The sequence below is a fragment of the Citrobacter sp. RHBSTW-00029 genome (assembly GCF_014104295.1).
GTDB classification, from domain to species: domain Bacteria; phylum Pseudomonadota; class Gammaproteobacteria; order Enterobacterales; family Enterobacteriaceae; genus Citrobacter; species Citrobacter youngae.
Window position 1 is genome coordinate 3,405,218 of sequence record NZ_JABXRT010000001.1, and the last position, 25,836, is coordinate 3,431,053.

Below are 25,836 nucleotides of genomic sequence, written 5' to 3' on the forward strand. Positions count from 1 at the left end.
ACAATAACTATGGCGACATACCTTATTGGCGACGTTCACGGTTGTTACGATGAACTGGTAGCCTTGCTGCATCAGGTAGACTTTAATTCCAAAAAAGACACCCTATGGCTCACCGGCGATCTGGTCGCTCGTGGGCCGGGTTCGCTGGACGTTTTGCGCTACGTGAAATCACTGGGCGACAGCGTGCGGTTAGTATTGGGTAATCACGATTTACACCTGCTGGCCGTGTTTGCCGGCATCAGTCGTAATAAACCAAAAGACAGAGTCACATCGCTGCTCGAAGCGCCGGATGCTGACGAATTAATCAACTGGCTTCGTCGTCAGCCGCTGCTGCAGGTAGACGAAGAGAAAAAACTGGTCATGGCGCACGCTGGCATTACCCCTCAATGGGATTTGCAGACCGCGAAAGACTGCGCACGGGACGTAGAAGCCGTGCTGTCGAGCGACTCGTATCCGTTTTTTCTTGATGCGATGTATGGCGACATGCCGAACAACTGGACCCCGGAGCTGACGGGGCTGGCGCGCCTGCGTTTTATTACCAACGCGTTTACCCGCATGCGTTACTGCTTCCCCAACGGTCAACTGGATATGTACAGCAAAGAGTCACCAGAAGACGCACCTGCCCCGCTGAAGCCGTGGTTTGCCATTCCTGGACCTGTCAGTGAAGCGTACAGCATTGCATTCGGGCACTGGGCATCGCTGGAGGGTAAAGGCACGCCAGAAGGTATTTACGCGCTGGATACGGGGTGTTGCTGGGGAGGCGATCTCACCTGTCTGCGCTGGGAAGACAAACAGTACTTTGTGCAGCCATCAAATCGCCATCTGAATCTGGATCCTGGTGAAGCGGTCAACGCCTGAGAGATTTATGCCTGATGACGCTACGCTTATCAGGCCTACACTTGGCACAAGAGTAGGCCGGATAAGGCGTTTCGCAGCCATCCGGCATTTACAGGATTAACGACGCTCCAGAATCTCGAAGCAGTAGCTGTGAGAGTTTTGCGCGTCGGCATCATGGAACTCACTGAAAACAGACTCCCAGTCATCCGGTTCGTAGTCCGGGAAATGCGTATCCCCTTCGACTTCAGCATCAATGTGCGTCAGATACAGCTTCTGCGCTTTTGGCAGGAACTGCTCATACACGCGCCCACCGCCAATCACCATAATCTCTGGTTCATCACCGCAGGCCGCAATGGCTTCATCAACAGACTTCACCCACTGCACACGATCGTCGGTGCCAGGCTTGCTGCTGATGACGATATTTTTACGCCCAGGTAACGGTCGCCCGATGGATTCCCAGGTGTGGCGTCCCATGACAACCGGCTTGTTTAAGGTATTACGTTTAAACCAGGCGAGATCGGCAGGGAGGTTCCACGGCATGGCGTTCTCCATACCGATGACGCGATCTACCGCTAACGCCGCAATCAGACTGATCATTGAATATTTCCCGGATACAAAAAAATTGTCGCCACTATACGGAAAGCGCAATCTTTCGTCGACTGGCGGAAAGAGGATGAACAGGAAAATTTTCCGTTCTGCTGGCGAACCGACCTATTTAAGGTGGTACGCCAGCATTACAGTAGTTCAAAAACAGCCAATTAGCAGTAAAGTTTGCAGAACATCACATTTTTTACCCTATGCTGACGGTTTCACTTCCGGCTCATCGGCGACGTCGCCCGTATGCTTACCTTCATCCGTGCCTTGCCAGCCATGGCGTTGAATTAACGATAAGTGCTGACGATCTTCCGCAATAATTTCACTCAGCATTGCGCTGGTGCGTTTATAAACGGCCGCGCGGGAAGTCGCGTCATTTTCCCCTTTCACCATCTCCTCTACCATCATGGTATTGAATCGGCGGAATACGTCGGCCCGCTCACGTGCCTCATAGCGCCCAAGCCCAAGACCTTCCAACGCCAGACGTCCGGTCTTCAGTGCACCTTCAAAGGTTTCACGTTCCGGCATATCCACGCCCGCCTGGCGCAGGCGGATGTAATGATCCACATCGCGCGCACGAGCAATAATTTGCAGATGCGGGAAATGCTCTTTCACCATTTCGGTTAACTGCAGGCTGGTTTGCGGATCGTCAATGGCATTAATAATGACTTCAGCTTTCGCCGCCCCGGCAGACTCCAGCAGATCCATCCGGGTCGCATCACCATAGAAAACCTTCATGCCGAATTTACGCAGCGTTTCGATATGGTCCGGGTCATGATCAAGAACCACCATTTTGACCCCGCTCGACAACAACAGACGACCGGTTATCTGGCCAAATCGCCCAAATCCAGCGATGATCACCCGCGGTTGCTCCTCATCGATTTCATCGGCTTCCCGCTCTTCCGAAGTCGCCGATTTTTCCAGACGCGTCAAAATCACCAGCAAAATCGGCGTAGCCGCCATCGACAACGCCACCGCCAGCGTCAGCGATTTCGCCCAGTCAGGATCGAGCACATTTGCCATTTGTGCCGCGCCAAACACCACAAAGGCAAACTCACTGCCCTGCCCTAACAATACGGCAAACCAGCGACGCTGCTTGTTCGGCACCTGCAACGGTTTCGCTATCAACCACAGCATGACGGTTTTGATAACCAGGAAACCGACCAGCAAAATGATAATGCGCAAGGGATTATCAATCAGCGTACCAAAGTCGATAGACATCCCCACGCCAATGAAAAACAGTCCCAGCAGCAATCCTTTAAATGGCTCAATGTCGCTTTCCAGCGCGTGGCGATACTCAGAGCTTGCCAGCAGCACCCCGGCCAGAAACGCCCCCATCGCCATCGACAGGCCAACCTCTTCCAGGAGCAGACCGAAGCCAAACACGAGGAACAGCGCAACGGCACTGAATACTTCCCGCAGGCCCGAACGCGCAACAAAACGCAAGGCCGGACGTGTGACATAACGCCCCAATACCACCACTAATACCAGTGCGCCCGCTACCTTCAGGGCTGACAATGCAAACGCCCCAAGCGTAGTCGATGCGCCGCTCGCCGCCAGTAACGGGATCATCGCCACCAATGGAATAGCGGCGATATCCTGGAACAGCAGCACGGCAAACGCGCTGCGGCCCATTTGCGAAACCATCAGGTTGCGTTCATTCATTGCCTGCATAGCGATGGCCGTTGAGGAAAGCGCCAGCGTCATGCCGATCAGTTCCGCTACCTGCCAGCGCAGGCCAAGGAACATACAGAACAAACCAATTAAGCCGCCGCAAACCACCATCTGTAGCGCGCCGCCGCCGAACACCGAGGCTCGAAGTTTCCACAAACGTTGCGGATCCAGCTCCAGACCGATGACAAACAGCATCAGCACCACACCGATCTCCGCAAAATGCAGGATGGATTCGGCGTCCGTCACCAGCCTCAGACCCCAGGGTCCGATAATGCACCCGGCGATGAGATACCCCAGTACCGACCCTAATCCCAGCCGTACGGCGATGGGCACAATTAGCGCCGCCGATCCGAGATAAATCAGCGCCTGTATCAGCGTATGGCTATCCATGATGAACCTCCTGCCACTCCAGCAGACGTTGTTTGTAATGACGCGCCTGCGCCTGCAGGGTTTCATCATCGCAGATAAACGTACAGTGCATCGCAAACGGCGGTAGCCATTTGAGGCCGCAATAGAGCGCTGTCGCCTGTAAAGGCTGGGAAAGCACATCAAATCCGGGATAGGAGCCAATATCGAAGTGGTTTTCACCGCCGCCGGTCGTCACCGCCCACAGCAGTTGTTTACCGTGCAGCGCAGTACCGCCATGGCCATACGCCCAGCCGTGCGAAAGAACTTTATCCATCCACAGCTTGAGTAATGGAGGTGTGCTGTACCACTGCATCGGATGCTGCCAGATGATCAAATCAGCACGTGACAGCGCGTCCTGTTCTGCGGCGATATCGATATTGAAATCGGGATAGAGTTCATAGAGCGAACGAACCTCCACCCCTTCCAGTGTCCTTACCTGCTCAAGCATCCGCTTATTCGCATGCGAATGCTGCGGATAGGGATGCGCATAAATGATGAGAATCATGATTAGCCTGTATCACTGCATTATTGTAATAACAGTGAGTTTAGTCACTTAATCCACAGGCTAACAGTCAATATTATTGAGTGGCTGAATGGAGAAAACTGAACTAGTTATCCAGTTCGCTCATATCCTTAACCTGATCGCGGTTAATTTGTTCCGTCTTGCCTGTTTGCGCGTTTTTGTACGACACCAGGCCGGTATCATCATCAACCTGCGGTTTGCCGTCAGTGACGATTGTTTTGCCGTCGGTCGTTTTAACCGCCTGATTAGAAGAGCAACCGGCAACGGTAAACAGTGTTGCGGCGGTAAAAATGGAGGTGATCAGAATATGTTTTTGCATAGTGTTCTCCCTGCTTTTCAGTCATTTTCAGTGATATGCCCGTTAACTGTAGGCTAACTGACTGAGTTGCAGGGAAAATACAGAACACTCTTAACCGCTCGCTCTGGACATCGGTTTTCTGCGAATCGTCATTTGGCTGGTTTGCGCCAGCGTCAGACCTCGCGTTTCCGGGGCGAAGGCAATAGAAACCAACAGACCAATCAATGAAATCCCTGCCCCCATTAACATCACGGAATTAATCCCATATTTCGTGATGAAGATCGGCAGTGCCCAGGTTGAAACAATGGTGCCAATACGGCTTAAGGACATAATCACCCCGACGGCAGAGGCACGAATATCGGTGGGGAACAGTTCGTTAGGGTATAGCCACTGCAGGTTTCCCGGTCCCCCCGAGAAAAACGCGTACACCGCAAACGCCAGCACCACCAGCCACGCCCCCATATCAGGAATTAACCCCAGCACAGCCAGCGCCAGCGTCATCATAATAAAGCTGCCAATCAACAACGGTCGGCGGCCCGCGCTATTGAGCCAGAACATGGGAGGAATACACCCCAGCATAAAGCACAGGCTTATCACCACATTGCCCAACGCGGCGCTTTTCCCGGCACCAAGCCCCAACAGTCCAACAATCTGCGGGCCGAAAGTATAAATAGCAAACATCGGGATCACCTGACAGGTCCAGATGGCGGCAACAAACAGGACAAATGGAAAGTGACGACGATTAAACAACTGAAGGAAACGCGTCTCCTGCGGTGCTTCTTCGTCGAATACCACCGGTTCGCCAAACAGTGTGATCATCATCTCTTCGCACTCTTTCACCCGACCTTTACGCAGCAACCAGCGTGGCGATTCAGGAAGATCGAAACGCCCAATCAGGATCAAAATGCAGGGGATCACCGCGCTGCCCAACATCCAGCGCCATCCGCCCTCAACATCATACAAACAGTAACCGACCAGATCGGCACAGGTGGCGCCGACATACCACATCGCGGCGATAAAACCGATGGAGAAAGCGCGCTGGCGGGTATTGGAGAACTCGGTAATCATCGAGGTAGCAATCGGATAATCGGCACCAATCACAATGCCGATCAGCACGCGCATCACTAACAATTCAACGGGCGAGGAAACAAACATGGTTGCTGCCGATATCACGCCAATGGCGATAATATCGATGATGAACATTTTGCGCCGCCCGACCTTATCGGAAATGTAGCCAAACAGCGACGTCCCCACAAACAGACCGGCGAGCGTGCCGGCGCCCAGCAGACCAATCCACTGTGCGTCCAGTTTCAATGCTGGCGTGAGCTGCTCCAGCGCCACGCCAATCATCACCAGCACATAACCATCCAGAAACGGCCCACCGCTTCCCCACAGCATTATCCGGCGGTGAATAGAGGTAAATTTGATGTCATCAAAGTTCCTGGGCTGCTGCATAGCGACTTCCTGTTTCAACACGGGCAAAGCGTCATCTGTAGGCCGGATAAGGCATTTACGCCGCCATCCGGCATTGGCGCCACATGATTGCCGGATGGCGACGCTACCGCATCTTATCCGGCCTACGGGTGCACAACCTGGTACTTATTAGCCGTAGCGGAACTCCACGCCAAACGTCCCGCGCGGGTATTCCCACTTTTCCAGCGCTGTATCAAGCCCGAGAATGCGGCACGTTCCGCACTCCAGGCATCCGGCGTAATCAAACCGTACGCTGCCGTCGTCCTGCTTTTTATACAGCCCTGCTGGACAGGCCTTAATCAGCACTTCCAGCGCCTGTTTATCAGGATCGGTTTTGAGAATGATATGCGGGCTGTCTTCATCGACATTGAACTTATTGACGCCCAGTTTGACGTCCACATTGACGGGAGATGTCATAATACGGTCACTCCTTTCAGGCCATCTTTCATCAGGTTGATGAAGCCCACTTTCTTCACATGGCGCAGGATTTTTTTACGCATTGGCACCGGGGCAGAACCATCCACGGTGAACAGGTCGCGCGCGATACTGACCGCCATTTCGGGATAGGCGGTAAACATGCGCGGGTTATCAAGAAAAGCAGGAAGCTTCTGGTACATACGCATATCGCGCATCGGGCCATCGTCCAGATGCTGACGGTATTCACCCAGCGACTGCTTGCTAAAGTCGTCGCGTTTCATGGCTGAAAGCACCGTTTTCGCCGCCACCTCGCCTGCGGAAATGGCGAGATCCATGCCACGAATGGTAAAGCCGAGGTTCATACACATTCCGGCTGCGTCACCGGCAATCAGTACGCCGTCACCCACCAGTTCGGGCTGCATGTTGATACCGGCTTCAGGTACGACGTGCGCGGCATATTCCACCAGCTTGCCACCGGCGATCAGCGGGGCAACCGCCGGATGCTGTTTGAAATCTTCCAGCATTTGCGGGACCGATTTTTTCGCGTCTTTCAGGTGATGAAGGCCGCAGACCAGCCCCAGAGAAAGGGTCGTTTCATTCGTATAGAGAAAGCCACCGCCCATCAACCCATCGGTTGGCGATCCGGCAAACAGGCAGGCTGCGCCTTCGTTCCCCTGTAACTGGAAACGATCTTCAATCACTGATTTTGGCAATTCGATCAGCTCTTTTACGCCGACGGCAACATGCGATGCCTCGACGCGCTTTGCCATACCCAGCTTTTCAGCCAGCAGAGAATTCACCCCGTCGGCGAGGATCACCACTTTGGCTTCCAGAATATCGCCGTCGGCTTCCACGCCCACGACTTTACCCTCGCGCTGCACAACGTTATCCACACGAATACCGGTGATAAGCTGGGCGCCCGCCTCCTCGGCCTGCTCCATCAGCCAGGCGTCAAATTTGCTACGTAAGACGGAATAAGAAACCTGCGACGATACGGCGTCTTCGCCATTGCAATAGTCGATGGTCATCGCCCCTTTGTCGGTCATAAAGGCGAGCTTTTCGTGGGTGATTATGCGTTCAATGGGGGCCTGCTCAGCAAAACCGGGAATGATGCGCTCCAGGCTATGCGCATACATGCGCCCACCGGTGACATTCTTCGCGCCAGCAGAATTGCCGCGCTCGATAACCAGCACCTGTGCGCCTTCCCGAGCCAGCACCAGCGCCGCAACCGAACCAGCCAGACCTGCACCCACGATGATGGCATCAAAGATATCTTCGGACATACCTACTCCTGTCAGCGGCAGGACGCCTTAGCATCCTGCCCGAAATGGTTTAACGCGCTAAGGCAGCCGTCAGCGCAGGCAGGATCTTCAGCGCATCACCAACGATGCCGTAATCCGCATACTGGAAAATCGGCGCATTTTTATCTTTGTTAATGGCGAAAATCGTCTGCGCGCCGTTGGCGCCGACCATATGTTGGATCTGCCCGGAAATCCCTACCGCCAGATACAGTTCAGGCTTGAGCATCAGGTTGGAGATACCGACGTAGCGTTCGTGCTCCATCCACTTCTCGTTTTCCGCCACCGGACGGGAACAGGCCAGCTCAGCGCCAATCGTCTGGCACAGCGCTTCGGCCAGAGAGATATTTTCTTTGCTGCCGATACCTCGTCCCACGCTGACCACCAGGCGGGCTTTGTCGAGATCGACGCTGTTGCTCTGACGCGCCTGAGTTGCCGTACGGGTCACGGCAACGGCCGGATCCTGCCACTGTACGGTATGCATCTCGCCGCGGCGGTTAGTATCCGGTTGCTGCGCGTCAAACGTTCCGCTACTGAGAGTGATCACGGCAAACGGTGAAGCGATTGTTTCTGCTCCCATCGCCAGGCCGCCGTAAACCATATGTTTGACCGCCGCTTTTCCATCCTGCACCGCGACTGCGCTGGCGTCATTTGAAACGGCTGCCGACAAGCGAAAACCCAGTTTTGCCGCTAACAGCTTGCCGCGACGTGTATTCGGCAGCAGCACTGCGCCGCCCTCGCTGTGCTGACGAATGGTCTGAGCCATCACATCGGCGTACTCTTCAACCATACGGTCTTCTGGTTTGCCGCTGAGCAACCAGACATGATCTGCCCCCAAATGACATGCCGTTGCGCTGTCCGCATCGCTGAGCACAAACGTGTTAACTTTTTCACCTAAAGCCTGCGCACCTTTCATCAGTTCCGGCAGACGAGAAGGGGTATCGCTGAATACCCAGACACTGGAAAATTTGTTCATAACATCCCCTGATAATTAAATGATTTTGCGAAGATTCTCGACAAACGCGGCAATCTGTTCTTCACCGTCACCTTCAATTACAACGCGCTGACGCTCGCGCTGTTTCGGTGCAGCAACCTGCTGTGCGGAATACGCCTGCACGCTGTTCAGCCCAATGTCTGCAGGCGACCAAACCTGAACCGGTTTTTTCGCCGCGCCAAGAATGGCTTTCATGGAAGGGATTTGTGGGGTGTTGATATCCGTTGAGACCGCGATAACCGCCGGGAGCGGGATGCTCAGTGTTTCGACTTCATCTTCCAGTTCACGCTCTACCGTCAGCGTGCTATCGGTAAGAGAGAGGATTTTACTCACGCCATTAATCGTGGGAACGTTCAGCGCTTCGCCCACCAGCAGACCAACCTGCTGAGCATAGAGATCGGAAGAACCGTCACCACAGATAATCAGATCGAAACCGGCTTTTTGCGCGGCGGCGGCCAGCGCGGTAGCCGTTTGTTGTGGTAACGCCTGTTCAAATTGATCGTCAATGACAACAATCAGTTCATCAGGGCCACGGGAAAGCACATCTTTGCGCCCTTTTGCATTGGTCAGCGCTTTGCCGCCGACGCTCATGGCGACAACCTGGGCCTCTCCTGCCTGTTGTTTTAACTGACAAGCCGCTTCGATCGCATTCAGGTCGTACTGGCTGATTTTGCCATCCGCTTTGCTGAAATCGAGTGAACCATCAGTATTATTAATCGCAATATCCTGTTCATCAGGTACGCATTTGTAGCAAGTAATTATCTTCATTGCATCTCCAGAAATCATGAAGGAAACGTATTTATATCGGCGGTGTTAAATACAGATATCACGCTCTTTAATTCGGAAATAAAACCTTAATCACCAATATTGAAAATGTCACACATTGAAATTCGTAACTTTCAATAGTGTTACGTACCTCACCAATATTGAAAGAGTCACGTCAAATATGAAAATTTTCAATATTGTCTGCGGGTTCAACAATATTGAACGCCAGTCACTTAAAAAAGTTAAAAAAACACAATCAATACATTGATTAATAACAAAAAATACAGGATTCTTAAGCAAATTAACCAGCATAAAAAAGTGTGACACAGATAACAGAACCACCCGAAATGAATACTCATTATGAGTTACTCACTGAGGCGCTCCCAGAGGTTAAAAGTTAACAACAAATCATTAATAATAAATAAACAAACGATCACGCACGGGCACGCTAAATAAATTTCGTTTTCACACTGGAATTCACTTATGAAAAATGAAAAGAGAAAATCGGGAATTGAACCGAAGGTTTTTTTTCCGCCATTAATAATAGTTGGAATACTTTGTTGGCTAACAGTAAGAGATCTCGATGCCGCTAACGTCGTTATTAATGCGGTATTCAGTTATGTCACCAATGTCTGGGGCTGGGCATTTGAATGGTATATGGTCGTCATGCTAGGCGGCTGGTTCTGGTTGGTTTTTGGCCCGTATGCCAAAAAGAAATTAGGCGACGAAAAACCGGAGTTTAGTACCGCCAGCTGGATCTTTATGATGTTCGCCTCCTGTACATCCGCCGCGGTGCTGTTCTGGGGCTCTATCGAGATCTACTACTATATCTCTACCCCGCCGTTCGCCCTGGCGCCCAATTCCACCGGCGCGAAAGAGATAGGCCTGGCATACAGCCTGTTCCACTGGGGGCCGTTGCCGTGGGCAACCTACAGCTTCCTCTCCGTTGCCTTCGCCTACTTCTTCTTTGTGCGCAAGATGGATGTGATCCGTCCCAGCTCCACGCTGGTACCGTTAGTGGGCGAAAAGCATGCGAAAGGGCTGTTCGGCACCATCGTTGATAACTTCTACCTGGTGGCGCTGATTTTTGCGATGGGTACCAGCCTCGGTCTGGCGACGCCGCTGGTAACCGAGTGTATGCAATGGCTGTTCGGTATTCCGCATACGCTGCAATTAGATGCCATCATCATTACCTGCTGGATCATTCTGAACGCCATTTGCGTAGCCTGCGGCCTGCAAAAAGGGGTCAGGATCGCCAGCGACGTGCGTAGCTACCTGAGCTTCCTGATGCTGGGCTGGGTGTTTATTGTCAGCGGCGCCAGCTTCATCATGAACTACTTCACCGACTCGGTCGGCATGCTGCTGATGTATCTGCCGCGCATGCTGTTCTATACCGATGCCATCGGCAAAGGCGGCTTCCCGCAGGGCTGGACTGTTTTCTACTGGGCATGGTGGGTCATTTACGCCATCCAGATGAGTATCTTCCTGGCGCGTATTTCTCGTGGTCGTACCGTACGTGAACTGTGCTTCGGGATGGTACTGGGCCTTACAGCTTCGACCTGGATCCTGTGGACCGTCCTTGGCAGCAATACCCTGCTGCTGATGGATAAAAACATTCTCAACATCCCACAGCTGATTGAACAACACGGCGTGGCGCGCGCCATTATCGAAACCTGGGCCGCCTTGCCATTCAGCACCGCCACCATGTGGGGATTCTTTATCCTCTGCTTTATTGCCACCGTCACGCTAATTAACGCCTGCTCCTACACCCTGGCGATGTCCACCTGTCGCGAAGTTCGTGATGGTGAAGAACCGCCGCTGTTGGTGCGTATCGGTTGGTCCGTTCTGGTCGGCGTCATCGGCATCGTTCTGCTGGCGCTGGGTGGGCTGAAGCCCATTCAGACCGCAATTATCGCCGGAGGATGTCCGCTGTTCTTCGTCAACATCATGGTGACGCTGTCCTTTATTAAAGACGCCAAAGTGCACTGGAAAGACAAGTAATTCTTATTAACCCAATTGATCAAGAGGCTGAAAGATGGATTTCAACTTAAATGACGAGCAGGAGCTGTTTGTCGCCGGTATTCGTGAACTGATGGCCAGTGAGAACTGGGAAGCTTATTTTGCCGAGTGCGATCGCGACAGCGTCTACCCTGAGCGTTTTGTGAAAGCGCTGGCGGATATGGGCATTGATAGCCTGTTGATTCCGGAAGAACACGGTGGACTGGAAGCGGGTTTTGTCACCGTGGCCGCCGTCTGGATGGAACTCGGCCGCCTGGGCGCGCCAACCTATGTGCTGTACCAGTTACCGGGTGGTTTTAATACCTTCCTGCGTGAAGGGACTCAGGAACAAATCGATAAAATCATGGCGTTCCAGGGAACCGGTAAGCAGATGTGGAACTCTGCCATCACCGAACCGGGAGCGGGATCGGATGTTGGCAGTCTGAAAACCACTTATACACGCAAAAATGGTAAGGTTTATCTTAATGGCAGTAAGTGCTTTATCACCAGTAGCGCCTATACCCCGTACATCGTGGTGATGGCGAGAGATGGCGCATCGCCGGATAAACCTGTTTATACCGAGTGGTTCGTTGACATGAGCAAAGCGGGTATCAAGGTCAACAAACTGGAGAAACTCGGTCTGCGTATGGATAGCTGCTGTGAAATCACCTTTGACGACGTTGAGCTGGACGAGAAAGACATGTTCGGTCGGGAAGGTAACGGTTTCAATCGCGTGAAAGAAGAGTTTGACCATGAACGCTTCCTCGTCGCGCTGACCAACTACGGTACGGCAATGTGCGCGTTTGAAGACGCCGCGCGCTACGCCAACCAACGCGTACAGTTTGGCGAAACGATCGGCCGTTTCCAGCTGATTCAGGAGAAGTTCGCGCACATGGCGATCAAACTGAACTCCATGAAAAACATGCTGCTGGAAGCCGCATGGAAAGCAGATAACGGCACTATTACCTCGGGCGACGCGGCCATGTGCAAATACTTCTGCGCCAACGCGGCATTTGAAGTGGTAGACACCGCCATGCAGGTGCTGGGTGGCGTGGGTATCGCGGGTAACCATCGCATCACGCGCTTCTGGCGTGACCTGCGCGTTGACCGTGTTTCTGGTGGTTCTGACGAAATGCAGATCCTGACGTTGGGTCGTGCGGTACTCAAGCAATACCGTTAATCGACCCCTTGTAGGCCTGATAAGACGCTCGCGTCGCCATCAGGCAATTATGCCGGATGGCGCTGTGCTTATCCGGCATACATACCGCAAAAAAATGCCAGGAGCAAAATTATGGATCACTTACCAATGCCAACCTTTGGCCCACTTGCCGGGGTACGAGTTGTCTTTTCAGGGATCGAGATTGCCGGTCCGTTCGCCGGACAGATGTTCGCCGAATGGGGGGCTGAGGTTATCTGGATTGAAAACGTTGCGTGGGCCGATACCATCCGCGTACAGCCTAACTATCCGCAGCTCTCACGTCGTAACCTGCACGCCCTGTCGCTCAATATTTTCAAAGATGAAGGTCGGGAAGCGTTTCTGAAGCTGATGGAAACCACCGATATCTTCATTGAAGCCAGTAAAGGCCCGGCCTTTGCCCGTCGCGGCATTACCGATGAAGTGCTGTGGGAACATAACCCGAAACTGGTTATCGCCCACCTTTCCGGCTTCGGCCAGTTTGGTACCGAGGAGTACACCAATCTTCCGGCTTACAACACCATCGCGCAGGCGTTCAGCGGCTATCTGATTCAAAACGGTGACGTTGATCAGCCGATGCCTGCCTTCCCGTACACCGCCGATTACTTCTCCGGGATGACCGCAACGACAGCGGCGCTGGCTGCCCTGCACAAAGTACGCGAAACGGGCAAAGGTGAAAGCATTGATATCGCCATGTACGAGGTGATGTTGCGCATGGGCCAGTATTTCATGATGGATTACTTTAACGGCGGCGAAATTTGCCCACGCATGACCAAAGGCAAAGACCCGTATTACGCTGGCTGCGGCCTGTATAAATGCGCCGATGGTTACATCGTCATGGAGCTGGTCGGCATCACGCAAATCAACGAGTGCTTCAAAGATATTGGCCTCGCCCACATTCTTGGCACACCGGAAGTCCCGGAAGGTACCCAGCTTATCCATCGCGTGGAATGCCCTTACGGCCCGCTCGTGGAAGAGAAACTGGACGCGTGGCTGGCAACGCACACCATCGCCGAAGTCCAGGCGCGCTTTGCTGAGCTGAATATCGCCTGCGCGAAGGTGCTGACCATTCCGGAACTGGAAGGCAACCCGCAGTACGTTGCCCGTGAATCGATTACTCAGTGGCAAACGATGGATGGTCGCACCTGCAAAGGACCGAATATCATGCCGAAATTTAAAAACAACCCAGGGAAAATCTGGCGTGGCATGCCGTCACACGGCATGGATACCGCCGCCATTCTGAAAAATATTGGATATAGCGAAGCAGACATAAATGAGCTGGTCGGCAAAGGCCTGGCCAGAGTTGAGGAATAAACGCGACGCGCTGACCCGCGAGTGGGTTAGCGCTCACGCCTGATTTCAGTGGATAAAGCAATATGGATATCGTTGGCGGACAAAACTTACGTCTGATGTGGGACGACCTGGCCGGGGTGTACGGAGATAAAACGGCGTTAATTTTCGAATCCTGCGAAGGAAACGTTCGGCAATTTAGCTATGCCTCGCTCAATGAAGAGATTAACCGCACGGCAAACCTGTTCCATTCTTTAGGGATCCGCAAGGGCGATAAGGTCGCATTGCATCTGGATAACTGTCCGGAATTCATTTTTTGCTGGTTTGGGCTGGCAAAAATTGGCGCCATTATGGTGCCGATTAATGCCCGCTTGCTGGGCGAAGAAAGCGCCTGGATCCTGCAAAACAGCCAGGTAAGCCTGCTGGTCACCAGCGCCCAGTTTTATCCTATGTACCGCCAGATACGGCTGGAAAATACCACACCGCTTAATCATATCTGTCTGATTGGCGAACAGCTTCCGGTTGAGGACGGCGTGAGCCACTTTACCCAACTGCAATCCCGCCAGTCCGCCACGCTGTGCTATACACCTGCGTTATCCACTGACGATACGGCGGAAATTCTGTTTACCTCTGGCACCACCTCACGGCCTAAAGGGGTGGTGATTACCCACTACAACCTGCGATTTGCCGGCTACTACACTTCCTGGCAAATCGCTCTGCGCGATGATGACGTCTACATGACGGTGATGCCCGCTTTTCATATCGACTGTCAGTGTACCGCCGCAATGCCCGCATTCTCCGCTGGCAGCACCTTTGTGCTGCTAGAGAAGTACAGTGCCAGGGCGTTCTGGAATCAGGTGCATAGATATAAGGTGACGGTTACCGAATGCATTCCGATGATGATCAGAACGCTGATGGTACAACCTGCCGCGCCAACCGACAGACAGCATCACCTGCGCGAAGTAATGTTCTATCTCAATTTATCCGCACAGGAAAAAGACGCCTTTACCGAACGCTTTGGCGTCAGGCTGCTGACCTCCTACGGTATGACCGAAACCATCGTCGGCATTATTGGCGATCGCCCCGGAGACAAACGGCGTTGGCCCTCCATTGGCCGCGTGGGTTTTAGCTATGAAGCCGAAATCCGTGACGATCGCAACCGTCCCCTGCCCGCCGGAGAAATTGGCGAAATCTGTATTAAAGGCGTGCCGGGCAAAACAATCTTCAAAGAGTACTATGCCCAGCCGGAGGCTACCGCCAAAGCGCTGGAACCTGAAGGCTGGTTACATACCGGAGATTCGGGCTATCAGGATGCGGATGGCTATTTTTATTTCGTCGACAGACGCTGCAACATGATTAAACGCGGCGGAGAAAATGTCTCCTGCGTCGAGCTGGAAAATATTATTTCTGCGCATCCGAAAATTCAGGACATTGTGGTTGTCGGTATTAAAGATTCAATCCGTGATGAAGCCATTAAAGCGTTTATCGTCCTTAATGAAGGTGAAACATTAAGCGAAGCCGAGTTCTTCAGCTTCTGCGAAAACAATATGGCGAAATTCAAGGTTCCCTCGTTTATGGAGATAAGAACCGACCTGCCGCGCAATTGTTCAGGAAAAATAATCAAAAAAAATCTGAAATAACCCTCCCGGTAGGAATTCCTCCTGCCGGGAAATCTATTTATCTGGAGATGAACTATGAGTGAATCATTACATCTGACCCGTAACGGCCCGATTCTGGAAATTACCCTCGACCGGCCTAAAGCCAATGCCATTGATGCCAAAACCAGCTTTGCCATGGGTGAAGCGTTTCTTCATTTTCGTGATGACCCGGAATTACGCGTAGCGATAATCACCGGCGGCGGTGAGAAATTCTTTTCTGCGGGCTGGGACTTAAAAGCGGCAGCTGAAGGTGAAGCGCCGGATGCCGATTTTGGCCCAGGCGGCTTTGCCGGTTTAACCGAAATTTTCGACCTCGATAAACCGGTCATCGCTGCGGTAAACGGCTATGCGTTTGGCGGTGGTTTTGAATTGGCGCTGGCGGCGGATTTTATCATCTGCGCGGAAAATGCCAGCTTCGCGCTACCGGAAGCCAAGCTCGGGATCGTACCTGACAGCGGCGGCGTTCTGCGTCTGCCGAAGCTACTGCCACCGGCTATCGTCAACGAAATGGTGATGACCGGCAGACGAATGAGCGCCGAAGAAGCGCTGCGTTGGGGTATCGTCAACCGCGTTGTCAGCCAGAGCGAACTGATGGATAGCGCGCGCGAACTGGCGCAGCAGCTGGTGAATAGCGCCCCGCTCGCTATTGCCGCACTGAAAGAGATTTACCGCGCGACCAGCGAAATGCCGGTGGAAGAAGGCTACCGCTACATCCGCAGTGGTGTACTGAAGCACTATCCGTCAGTGCTGCACTCCGAAGATGCGCTTGAAGGACCGCAGGCATTTGCCGAAAAACGCGATCCGGTGTGGAAAGGACGCTGATAACCGATGAGCTATTACGCCTTTGAAGGCCTGATTCCGGTAGTGCATCCAGAGGCGTATGTTCATCCCAGCGCCGTGTTGATTGGTGATGTGATCGTGGGGGCTGGCGTCTACGTCGGCCCACATGCCTCACTGCGCGGTGACTATGGTCGCCTGATTCTGGAGGCAGGTTCTAACTTGCAGGATGGCTGCATCATGCACGGTTATTGCGACACTGACACCATCGTGCATGAGAATGGGCATATCGGCCATGGCGCAATCCTGCACGGTTGCGTGGTGGGCAGAGATGCGCTGATCGGCATGAACAGCGTCATTATGGACGGCGCAGTGATTGGTGAAGAGAGCATTGTCGCCGCCATGAGCTTTGTCAAAGCCGGCTTTCAGGGGGAGGCCAGGCAACTGCTGGTCGGTTCACCTGCTCGCGTATTGCGTGAAGTCACGGTTCAGGAACTGCACTGGAAACGGTTAAACACCAAAGAGTATCAGGACCTTGCAACCCGCTGCCAAACAAGCCTACACGAGACGCAGCCATTAACGCGGGTCGAAAAAAACCGGCCGCGCCTGAAAGGCACGACGGACGTAAAACCCAAATCAGCACAGTAATTGATGCCGGATGCGCTCACGCTTATCCGGCCTACGCGTCAACCACCGTTTATACCGCCATCAGGCAACTGACAATTAGCGACGCATACTCTTGGAGAGCATCATCTGCCATTTCTGCTCACGGTTGAGCTCTGTTGGGGGAACGGCAGACAGCCGCGGCGTTTTCGCCACACTCACCTTTTTTTCCTGCAAATTGTGGCTCAATCGGTTGTAGAGGTGAGAATCAATACTGATGACTTTTACCAGACGCTGGCACTGGCAGCCCCGGCCTGCAATCTGATTAGGGATCATCTTAACTTCACAAACAATTTCTCCCACTTCCGACAGAATATAAGAGAGAGTATTAATTGCTTTGCAGTGCTCAATATCAAAATGGCGGGAAATTTCCTTTGCGGTGATCCAACGATCCTCAGCCATCATCCAGTCAGCAATTAACAAATAAAGCGGTCTTTCAACATATTTTTCACACATAAGCACACCATTTCACAAATTAAAAATCTGGCTACGGCCTGTCCAAATTAATAAAAACTAAGCCATATTAAAATTGTGGATATAAAGGATAGTATGCGACTTGAATGTTGATTAGTGTGAGCTATATCGTGCTTATTACATTGAAAATGTGGTTATGAAAGTGCATTTGGCCAGGAATGACCTTACACGAATTTAAAAAAGGGTTTCTTTACAGAAACCCTTTCGAGATTATATTGCAGGTCAGGTTAACGCAATTATCACCGAACCTATTTTTTATGACTTTTTGATCTGTGCGTGCATTTCCTGCACAGAGGTCACCTTCTCAGTGGCATCGGCATTCAGCGCCATCGCCGTCGCGAAACCGCCGTTCAGGGTAGTGTCATAATGCACTTTGTACTGCAGCGCGCTGCGGCGAATCAGCTTGGAGTCTTCAATCGCCTGGCGACCTTCGGTGGTGTTGATGATGTAAGTGTACTCGCCATTCTTGATACGGTCCTGAATGTGCGGACGCCCTTCATGCACCTTGTTCACCAGACGTGGATTGATACCCGCTTCGCCCAGCACAATCGCCGTGCCGTGCGTTGCATCCAGCTCAAAACCAAACTTCAGCAGTTTCGCCGCCAGGTCAACCACGCGCTCTTTATCGCCTTCGCGAACGGAGAGCAGCGCACGACCCTGTTTTTTCATGGTGGAGCTGCTGCCCAGCTGTGCCTTAGCGAACGCTTCTGCGAAGGTACGCCCCACGCCCATCACTTCCCCGGTAGAGCGCATTTCCGGCCCTAACAGCGGGTCAACGCCCGGGAACTTGTTGAACGGCAGCACCACTTCTTTTACCGAGTAGTACGGCGGGATAACTTCTTTGGTGACGCCCTGCTGTGCCAGCGTTTTTCCGACCATTACGCGCGCCGCGACTTTTGCAAGCGCAACACCCGTTGCTTTGGAGACGAATGGAACGGTACGTGCCGCACGCGGGTTCACTTCAATCAGGTAAACTTCGTTATTCTTCACCGCAAACTGGACGTTCATCAGACCGCGAACCTGCAGTTCGAAGGCCAGTTTCTGCACCTGCTGGCGCATTACATCCTGAATTTCCTGGCTCAGCGTGTACGCAGGCAGAGAACATGCGGAGTCACCGGAGTGTACGCCCGCCTGTTCGATGTGCTCCATAATGCCGCCAATCAGCACCATTTCGCCGTCGCAGATAGCGTCCACGTCCACTTCAACTGCATCATCAAGGAAACGGTCCAGCAGTACCGGCGCATCGTTAGAAACGCTGACCGCAGTCTGGAAGTAGCGACGCAGGTCGGCTTCGTCATAGACAATTTCCATCGCGCGACCGCCGAGAACGTAGGACGGACGTACCACCAGCGGGTAACCAATCTCTTTTGCCTTTTCAACAGCCTGTTCAATGGCCGTTACGGTAGCGTTCGCCGGTTGTTTCAGCTTCAGACGGTCAACCGCGTGCTGGAAGCGCTCACGGTCTTCCGCACGGTCGATGGCATCCGGGCTGGTACCGATTACCGGCACGCCTGCGGCTTCCAGCGCGCGCGCCAGCTTCAGCGGAGTCTGACCGCCGTACTGCACGATAACGCCTTTCGGCTTCTCGATGCGCACGATTTCCAGCACGTCTTCCAGCGTTACCGGCTCGAAGTACAGACGGTCGGAGGTGTCGTAGTCGGTAGAGACGGTTTCCGGGTTACAGTTGACCATGATGGTTTCATAGCCGTCTTCGCGCAGCGCCAGCGAGGCGTGTACGCAGCAGTAGTCAAATTCGATACCCTGGCCGATACGGTTTGGACCGCCGCCCAACACCATGATTTTATCACGATCGACGGACGGATTTGCTTCACACTCATCTTCATAAGTGGAGTACATGTAAGCAGTGTCGGTGGCAAATTCTGCCGCGCAGGTATCCACGCGCTTATAGACCGGGTGCAGGTTGTACTGGTCGCGCAGCTTGCGGATTTCCGCTTCGCGAACGCCGGCCAGTTTCGCCAGACGCGCATCAGCGAAACCTTTACGCTTCAGTACGCGCAGGAAGTCAGCGTCGAGGCCGTTGATGCCAAGGTCGGCTACTTTTTCTTCCAGGCGCACCAGTTCTTCAATTTGTACCAGGAACCAGCGGTCGATGTTGGTCAGGTTGAACACGCCGTCGACGGACAGGCCAGCACGGAAGGCATCGGCGATATACCAGATACGCTCAGCGCCCGCGTCTTTCAGCTCGCGGCGAATTTTGGTCAGCGCTTCAGGGTCGTCCAGGCTGACTTTCGGGTCGAAGCCGGTCGCGCCGACTTCCAGACCGCGCAGCGCTTTCTGCAGCGATTCCTGCTGGGTACGGCCAATCGCCATCACTTCGCCGACAGATTTCATCTGCGTGGTCAGACGGTCGTTAGCACCGGCGAATTTCTCGAAGTTGAAGCGTGGAATCTTGGTCACAACGTAGTCGATGGACGGCTCAAACGAAGCCGGAGTACGGCCGCCGGTGATGTCGTTCATCAGTTCGTCGAGGGTATATCCAACAGCCAGTTTGGCGGCGACTTTCGCAATCGGGAAGCCGGTAGCTTTGGATGCCAGCGCCGAGGAGCGGGATACGCGCGGGTTCATCTCGATGACAATCAGACGACCGTTTTTCGGGTTTACCGCAAACTGGACGTTAGAACCGCCGGTTTCCACGCCGATTTCACGCAGTACCGCCATCGAGGCGTTACGCATGATTTGATATTCTTTATCAGTCAGCGTCTGGGCAGGTGCTACGGTGATGGAGTCACCGGTATGGATGCCCATCGCATCGAAGTTTTCGATGGAGCAGACGATGATGCAGTTGTCGTTTTTATCACGCACCACTTCCATCTCGTACTCTTTCCAGCCAATCAGCGATTCATCAATCAGCAGCTCGTTGGTTGGGGAAAGGTCCAGACCGCGTTCGCAGATTTCTTCGAACTCTTCGCGGTTGTAGGCGATACCGCCACCGGTGCCGCCCATGGTGAAGCTAGGACGGATAATGCACGGGAAGCCAACGTCAGCGGCAACCGCCAGCGCTTCTTCCATGGTGTGAGCGATGCCTGAACGCGCGGTGTCGAGACCAATCTTCTTCATCGCGATGTCGAAGCGACGACGGTCTTCCGCTTTATCAATAGCATCCGCCGTCGCGCCAATCATGGTCACGCCGAACTCAGCCAGTACGCCCTGGCGTTCCAGTTCCAGCGCACAGTTCAGCGCGGTCTGGCCGCCCATGGTTGGCAGCACCGCGTCCGGGCGTTCTTTCTCAATAATTTTGCGTACTACTTCCCAGTGAATCGGCTCGATGTAGGTGGCATCGGCCATTTCCGGGTCGGTCATGATGGTTGCCGGGTTGGAGTTCACCAGAATAACGCGGTAACCCTCTTCACGCAGGGCTTTACACGCCTGCGCGCCGGAATAGTCAAACTCACACGCCTGACCGATAACAATCGGACCCGCGCCCAGAATCAGGATACTTTTTATGTCTGTACGTTTTGGCATGGCTCTTTTACTCCTGATTATTTCGCGGACTGACGGTATTGCTCAATTAACTCGATAAAGTGGTCGAACAGCGGTGCGGCATCGTGCGGACCGGGGCTCGCTTCCGGGTGCCCCTGGAAGCTAAAGGCTGGCTTATCAGTACGATGAATGCCTTGCAGCGTGTGGTCGAACAGGGATTTATGCGTCACGCGCAGGTTCGCCGGAAGCGTCGCTTCATCGACCGCAAAACCGTGGTTCTGCGCGGTGATCATCACGGTGTTGTTATCAATATCTTTTACCGGATGGTTGCCGCCGTGGTGGCCGAACTTCATCTTAATGGTCTTCGCACCGCTCGCCAGCGCCAGCAGTTGATGGCCGAGGCAGATACCAAATACCGGAATATCGGTTTCGAGGAATTTCTGAATCGCGGTAATCGCGTAGTCGCACGGCGCCGGGTCGCCAGGGCCGTTGGACAGGAAGATACCGTCCGGATTCATCTTCAGAACGTCTTCTGCTGAGGTTTTCGCCGGTACAACCGTCAGGCGGCAGCCGCGGTCCGCTAACATACGCAGAATGTTACGTTTAGCACCGAAATCGTACGCCACAACGTGGAACGGCAGTTCATCGGTAGATTTGGCTTCCGGCAGGTCACCGGCCAGCGTCCAGCTACCTTGCGTCCAGCTATACGGCTCCGCAGTGGTGACTTCTTTCGCCAGGTCCATACCGTTCAGGCCAGGGAAAGCTTTTGCTTTTTCCAATGCCAGCGCCGCATCCGGGTTATCACCCGCGATGATGCAGCCGTTCTGTGCACCCTTTTCACGCAGCAAACGCGTCAGCTTACGGGTATCGATATCAGCAATCGCCACAATGTTATGGCGCTTCAGGTAAGAAGAGAGGTCTTCGGTATCGCGGAAGTTGCTGGCAATCAGCGGCAGGTCGCGGATGACCAGGCCTTGCGCATGTACCTGTGAAGATTCTGCATCGGCTTCATTGGTGCCGACATTACCGATATGAGGATAAGTAAGAGTGACGATTTGGCGGGAATAGGAAGGATCAGTGAGGATTTCTTGATAACCGGTCATTGAAGTATTGAAAACGACTTCCCCAACCGCCGAACCTGTTGCCCCTATGGCCCGACCGTGAAACTGGGTTCCGTCTTCCAGAACCAATAGCGCTGACTTAATCAAAACACCCTCCAGAGAATATTCACTCACTTTATTTGCATATTAATTCATTAACACATCATGAATCAATGCAAATTTGCTTACCTATGGATTTCTGGCAAACGGCGGCATTCTAGAGATAGCCCACGTAAAAGTCTACCCAAAAGGGTAATTTTTATTATTATTTTGCGCCATTGACGAATTAACCCGCCTCCAGGCACCAAAAAGATCAACTAACTTAGAGTGGAAAACGCTTGCGGGGCAGGAAGAGTATTAAATCTCAGAAACAAGAGACAAAAAGTAGACCAAATGGTCAAAATTTACATTTAACCAACACAAAAAGACAATAAAACTTATAAAAATAAGACATTAAATTCAAAATAAACTTGAAATAGATAAAATAAAGGGCAATAAAATATTGCCCCATGTAATCAAATAATTATGACTACAATAACCACATCACGAAGGGTAAAAAACCTTACAAATTGCGTAAATAAAGCACATCTCGCATATCAAAAAGACCATTTGGCTTTGATTTTAGCCAAATTGCCGAACGCACTGCGCCATTGGCAAAGGTCATGCGGCTGGAGGCTTTATGCGTGATCTCAATACGCTCGCCAATATCAGCAAACATCGCGGTATGCTCACCAACGATATCCCCCGCCCGCACCGTGGCAAAGCCGATCGTTCCCGGTACGCGCTCGCCGGTGTAACCCTCACGGGAATAGACTGCGCAGTCTTTCAGATCTTTATCCAGCGCCCCGGCAATCGCCTCGCCCATCGCCAGCGCAGTGCCTGACGGCGCATCCACTTTGTGGCGGTGATGCGCTTCAATAATCTCTATATCGGTGTAATCACCCATCACTTTCGCCGCTTTCTCCAGCAGCTTCAGCATGACGTTGACGCCGACGCTAAAGTTAGCGGCGAAGACGATGCCAATATCCTGCGCGGCATCGCGAATAGCCTGTTTTCCCGCCTCATCAAAGCCGGTGGTGCCAATTACCATCCCTTTCCCATGCTGGCGGCAAAACGCCAGATGCGCCAGCGTGCCTTCCGGGCGGGTAAAATCGATGAAAACATCGAAATCATCTTTCACCGCTTCAAGGCTACTTTGTACCGTAACGCCCGTTTTCCCGGCTCCGGCTAACTCTCCGGCATCGCTTCCCAGTAAGGAAGAGCCTTCGCGCTCCAGCGCCGCGCCAAGCTGTACGCCATCCATGCCAAGAGTGGCCTGAATCAACTGACGCCCCATGCGTCCACCGGCTCCCGCGATGGCAACGCGGATTTGTGCATCATGCATAGCTATTCTCTTTTGTTAATTTTACGTAAATCGTTTTCAGATTAACCAGCGTATCGCTGCGCCGCCAGCCGAAAACGTCGATAATTAGAATTTAATGATAAACAGGGAAAGATATCAGTAAAAGGCATGACGCCACGGAATAAGCAGCGTCATATCGTTATATAACGCGGAAATCAGGGGGCCAGTGCCAGAACGTGCGCCACCCACTGCTGGAACCCCTCGACATTCAGCCCCAGTGCCACCTGGGCATTAGCGGGTTGCCCCAGCCGCCCTTCGATATCTACTACCGTTGTGCCAGAGGTATATTTCCCCTGCGTTTCAACGGCGACAAAACAGCGCTTGAGCGTAAAGAGATCCGGGCGCACCAGCCAGGCAATCGCACAGAGATCGTGCATTCGCAGCCCCGTATTCATGCTACCGCTACGGTAGTGACTGAACAGCGCATGCAGCATTTTTCCCGTCTGGTTAAGCTGAGGTAACGTCGCCAGATACTCCGGCGCAAGCATCGCCTGGTTGGTCACGTCCAGCCCGCACATTACAATCTCCAGCCCGCTCTGGAAGACTTTCGCGGCAGCCTCGGGATCGATAGCAATATTAAACTCGGCGTTGGGTGTGAAGTTCCCGCGCCCGGCAGAGCCCCCCATAATCACCAGGCGCTTAATGTTAAATACGCATTCAGGATAATGGGTCAGCAGCAGCGCAATATTTGTCAGAGGGCCAATTGCCACCAGCGTCACGGGCTGCGGGGCATGCATCAGCGCATCGCGAATCGCCTGGAATGCGGGTTTTGCCATCGCCTGGCGGTCGTGCTCGACAAATTCATACCCTTCCATACCGGACTCACCATGCACGGAAGCGGCATCACGCAGCGGTCGCACCAGCGGCATCGATGCTCCCTGCGCCAGTGGAACATCCGCATTCCAGAAGTGCAGCAGTTGCAACGCATTACGGGTGGTTTTTTCCACCGACACATTGCCTGCGACAGTGGTCATCAGTTGCAGATCCAGCTCAGGGGCAAACAGCGCGGCGGCAATGGCGGCGGCATCATCAATGCCGGGATCGGTATCAAGAATGATCGGTAAGCGCATGGTTTCTCCATAAAAAATGCCAGACGTTAAGTCTGGCATCTTCTCATAATCGTAACCGGAAAGACTTACTCTACTTCACGAACATCCACACGCAGCTCTTTCGGCACTTCGAAAACGATGTTCTCTTCGCGGCCTTCCAGCGGAATAGCTTCCCCACCGCCAAGTTCCTGCAGGCGAGCAATCACGTTTTGCACCAGGATATCCGGCGCCGAGGCTCCGGCCGTCACGCCTACGCACTTCGCCTCTTTCACCCACGCTTCCTGGATGTCGGTCGCATCGTCAATCAAATACGCCGCTTTCCCCATTCGCTGTGCCAGTTCAGCCAGACGGTTGGAGTTAGAGGAGTTTTTCGAGCCGACCACCAGCACCACATCGGCCTGCTCCGCCAGCGCGCGAACCGCTTCCTGACGGTTGGTGGTGGCATAACAGATATCATCTTTGCGCGGCCCGACAATTTTCGGGAAGCGTTGACGCAGAGCATCAATAACGTCAGAAGTGTCGTCAACGGAGAGCGTGGTCTGCGTCATGAAGGATAATTTGCCTTCATTTTTCACATTCAGTTTCAGCACATCATCTGGTGATTCAACCAGGTACATTCCCCCTTGCGGGTTGCTGTACTGGCCCATCGTGCCTTCGACTTCCGGGTGACCGGCGTGACCAATCAGAATCGACTCTTCCCCACGGCGGCTGGCGCGGGCGACTTCCATATGTACTTTGGTCACCAGCGGGCAGGTTGCATCAAAAACCGTGAGGTCGCGGCCTTTGGCTTCGTTACGCACCGCCTGAGACACGCCGTGGGCAGAGAAGATCAGGATCGCACCGTCCGGCACTTCACTGATTTGCTCGATAAAAATAGCCCCGCGCTCGCGCAGGCTATCCACCACATAACGGTTATGCACCACTTCATGACGGACATAAATCGGCGCGCCGTAAATAGCCAGCGCGTTTTCGACAATGCTGATAGCGCGGTCTACGCCAGCGCAAAAACCGCGCGGGTTGGCCAACAGGATCTGCATTTTACGCCTCCAGTGCCGGTTCGACTTCCAGCACTTCAATATCAAAATGAACGGTATGCCCAGCCAGCGGATGGTTGAAATCAACCGTGATCGAGTCACCGTTGATTTCGCGGATAACACCTGGCATCTCACTGCCGTCCATTGCGGTAAAGAGCATGATAGCGCCAATTTCTGGCTCGCCCGCGTCCATAAATTCCCGACGCGAGAAATACTGAATTAAGTCCGGACTTGATACGCCAAAGGCGGCATCCGGCTCCAGAGCAAAGGTGGTTTTATCGCCTTCTTTTAGCCCCAGCAGGTGTTGCTCCAGTCCTTCAGACAGAGAACCGTCGCCCAGGCGAAACAGCGCAGGCTTGCCGTTATTGCGGGTTGACTCTGCGGTGGAGCCATCGTCGAGCTTTAGGGTGAAGTGCACCAGCACCGCACTGTTACTCTGTACTGATTTAGACATGCAGGTTGCTCTTTAAAATT

23 protein-coding genes are annotated in these 25,836 nt (G+C 53.2%); 7 read left to right on the forward strand and 16 right to left on the reverse strand.

Annotated elements, in window-relative coordinates; translation table 11 throughout:
- Positions 1-9 precede the first annotated feature (9 nt).
- Positions 10-858, forward strand: a complete 849-nt coding sequence (gene apaH, locus HV041_RS16570; RefSeq protein WP_061067221.1) for a bis(5'-nucleosyl)-tetraphosphatase (symmetrical) ApaH — start codon at positions 10-12, stop codon at positions 856-858.
- Between the two features lie 96 nt (positions 859-954).
- On the opposite strand, the gene folA is transcribed toward apaH, so the two are convergent.
- The 9 genes from folA to HV041_RS16615 all read right to left on the reverse strand — a co-directional run bounded on the left by folA (position 955) and on the right by HV041_RS16615 (position 9,284).
- On the reverse strand, positions 955-1,434 hold the full coding sequence (folA, locus tag HV041_RS16575) for a type 3 dihydrofolate reductase (RefSeq protein ID WP_003018873.1): 480 nt from the start codon (positions 1,432-1,434) through the stop codon (positions 955-957).
- Positions 1,435-1,632: 198 nt separating this feature from the next.
- Positions 1,633-3,495: a glutathione-regulated potassium-efflux system protein KefC gene (gene kefC, locus HV041_RS16580; protein ID WP_003018875.1), complete on the reverse strand. Its 1,863-nt coding sequence runs from the start codon at positions 3,493-3,495 to the stop codon at positions 1,633-1,635.
- Positions 3,488-4,018 (reverse strand): glutathione-regulated potassium-efflux system oxidoreductase KefF, encoded by a 531-nt coding sequence (kefF, locus tag HV041_RS16585; RefSeq protein WP_121584185.1) that lies wholly within the window; start codon positions 4,016-4,018, stop codon positions 3,488-3,490. Before kefF ends, kefC begins: the two co-directional genes overlap by 8 nt.
- Before the next feature lie 103 nt (positions 4,019-4,121).
- Complete coding sequence (locus HV041_RS16590; RefSeq protein WP_121584184.1) at positions 4,122-4,355, reverse strand: YgdI/YgdR family lipoprotein; 234 nt, start codon at positions 4,353-4,355, stop codon at positions 4,122-4,124.
- A gap of 90 nt (positions 4,356-4,445) precedes the next feature.
- Positions 4,446-5,789, reverse strand: coding sequence for an MFS transporter (locus HV041_RS16595; protein WP_121584183.1), 1,344 nt, complete (start codon positions 5,787-5,789; stop codon positions 4,446-4,448).
- A gap of 147 nt (positions 5,790-5,936) precedes the next feature.
- Positions 5,937-6,224, reverse strand: coding sequence for a ferredoxin-like protein FixX (gene fixX / locus HV041_RS16600; RefSeq protein ID WP_000203736.1), 288 nt, complete (start codon positions 6,222-6,224; stop codon positions 5,937-5,939).
- Positions 6,221-7,507 carry an FAD-dependent oxidoreductase gene (locus HV041_RS16605; RefSeq protein WP_121584182.1) on the reverse strand — a complete coding sequence of 429 codons (1,287 nt, stop codon included), beginning with the start codon at positions 7,505-7,507 and terminating at the stop codon, positions 6,221-6,223. Before HV041_RS16605 ends, fixX begins: the two co-directional genes overlap by 4 nt.
- 49 nt (positions 7,508-7,556) lie before the next feature.
- Complete coding sequence (locus HV041_RS16610) at positions 7,557-8,498, reverse strand: electron transfer flavoprotein subunit alpha/FixB family protein (RefSeq protein ID WP_121584181.1); 942 nt, start codon at positions 8,496-8,498, stop codon at positions 7,557-7,559.
- Between the two features lie 15 nt (positions 8,499-8,513).
- Positions 8,514-9,284: an electron transfer flavoprotein FixA gene (locus HV041_RS16615; protein WP_121584180.1), complete on the reverse strand. Its 771-nt coding sequence runs from the start codon at positions 9,282-9,284 to the stop codon at positions 8,514-8,516.
- 480 nt (positions 9,285-9,764) lie between these two features.
- On the opposite strand from HV041_RS16615, the gene caiT reads away from it, so the two are divergent.
- The 6 genes from caiT (at position 9,765) to caiE (ending at position 16,847) form a co-directional block, all read left to right on the forward strand.
- A complete protein-coding gene (gene caiT / locus HV041_RS16620; protein ID WP_048212731.1) occupies positions 9,765-11,282 on the forward strand; it encodes an L-carnitine/gamma-butyrobetaine antiporter in 1,518 nt (505 codons plus the stop codon).
- Between the two features lie 34 nt (positions 11,283-11,316).
- Positions 11,317-12,459: a crotonobetainyl-CoA dehydrogenase gene (gene caiA, locus HV041_RS16625; RefSeq protein ID WP_003018898.1), complete on the forward strand. Its 1,143-nt coding sequence runs from the start codon at positions 11,317-11,319 to the stop codon at positions 12,457-12,459.
- A 111-nt stretch (positions 12,460-12,570) separates the two neighbouring features.
- A complete protein-coding gene (gene caiB / locus HV041_RS16630; RefSeq protein ID WP_048212732.1) occupies positions 12,571-13,788 on the forward strand; it encodes an L-carnitine CoA-transferase in 1,218 nt (405 codons plus the stop codon).
- A gap of 62 nt (positions 13,789-13,850) precedes the next feature.
- Positions 13,851-15,404 (forward strand): crotonobetaine/carnitine-CoA ligase, encoded by a 1,554-nt coding sequence (caiC, locus tag HV041_RS16635; protein ID WP_121584178.1) that lies wholly within the window; start codon positions 13,851-13,853, stop codon positions 15,402-15,404.
- Positions 15,405-15,458: 54 nt separating this feature from the next.
- Positions 15,459-16,244, forward strand: a complete 786-nt coding sequence (gene caiD, locus HV041_RS16640) for a crotonobetainyl-CoA hydratase (RefSeq protein ID WP_060855457.1) — start codon at positions 15,459-15,461, stop codon at positions 16,242-16,244.
- 6 nt (positions 16,245-16,250) lie between these two features.
- Positions 16,251-16,847 carry a carnitine operon protein CaiE gene (gene caiE, locus HV041_RS16645; protein ID WP_060855456.1) on the forward strand — a complete coding sequence of 199 codons (597 nt, stop codon included), beginning with the start codon at positions 16,251-16,253 and terminating at the stop codon, positions 16,845-16,847.
- A 75-nt stretch (positions 16,848-16,922) separates the two neighbouring features.
- On the opposite strand, the gene caiF is transcribed toward caiE, so the two are convergent.
- The 7 genes from caiF to fkpB form a co-directional block, all read right to left on the reverse strand.
- The gene (gene caiF / locus HV041_RS16650) at positions 16,923-17,318 is read right to left on the reverse strand and encodes a carnitine metabolism transcriptional regulator CaiF (RefSeq protein ID WP_003018912.1); all 396 of its coding nucleotides are present in this window, start codon (positions 17,316-17,318) and stop codon (positions 16,923-16,925) included.
- 273 nt (positions 17,319-17,591) lie between these two features.
- Entirely contained in the window at positions 17,592-20,819 is a 3,228-nt protein-coding gene (carB, locus tag HV041_RS16655) for a carbamoyl-phosphate synthase large subunit (protein ID WP_048212736.1), read from the reverse strand.
- 17 nt (positions 20,820-20,836) lie between these two features.
- Complete coding sequence (gene carA / locus HV041_RS16660; RefSeq protein WP_115643905.1) at positions 20,837-21,985, reverse strand: glutamine-hydrolyzing carbamoyl-phosphate synthase small subunit; 1,149 nt, start codon at positions 21,983-21,985, stop codon at positions 20,837-20,839.
- A gap of 454 nt (positions 21,986-22,439) precedes the next feature.
- Complete coding sequence (gene dapB, locus HV041_RS16665) at positions 22,440-23,261, reverse strand: 4-hydroxy-tetrahydrodipicolinate reductase (protein WP_182294246.1); 822 nt, start codon at positions 23,259-23,261, stop codon at positions 22,440-22,442.
- A 173-nt stretch (positions 23,262-23,434) separates the two neighbouring features.
- The gene (gene rihC, locus HV041_RS16670; protein ID WP_165712596.1) at positions 23,435-24,349 is read right to left on the reverse strand and encodes a ribonucleoside hydrolase RihC; all 915 of its coding nucleotides are present in this window, start codon (positions 24,347-24,349) and stop codon (positions 23,435-23,437) included.
- 65 nt (positions 24,350-24,414) lie between these two features.
- Positions 24,415-25,365 carry a 4-hydroxy-3-methylbut-2-enyl diphosphate reductase gene (ispH, locus tag HV041_RS16675; protein WP_003018925.1) on the reverse strand — a complete coding sequence of 317 codons (951 nt, stop codon included), beginning with the start codon at positions 25,363-25,365 and terminating at the stop codon, positions 24,415-24,417.
- Between the two features lies 1 nt (position 25,366).
- Complete coding sequence (gene fkpB, locus HV041_RS16680; RefSeq protein WP_003018929.1) at positions 25,367-25,816, reverse strand: FKBP-type peptidyl-prolyl cis-trans isomerase; 450 nt, start codon at positions 25,814-25,816, stop codon at positions 25,367-25,369.
- Between the last annotated feature and the right edge of the window lie 20 nt (positions 25,817-25,836).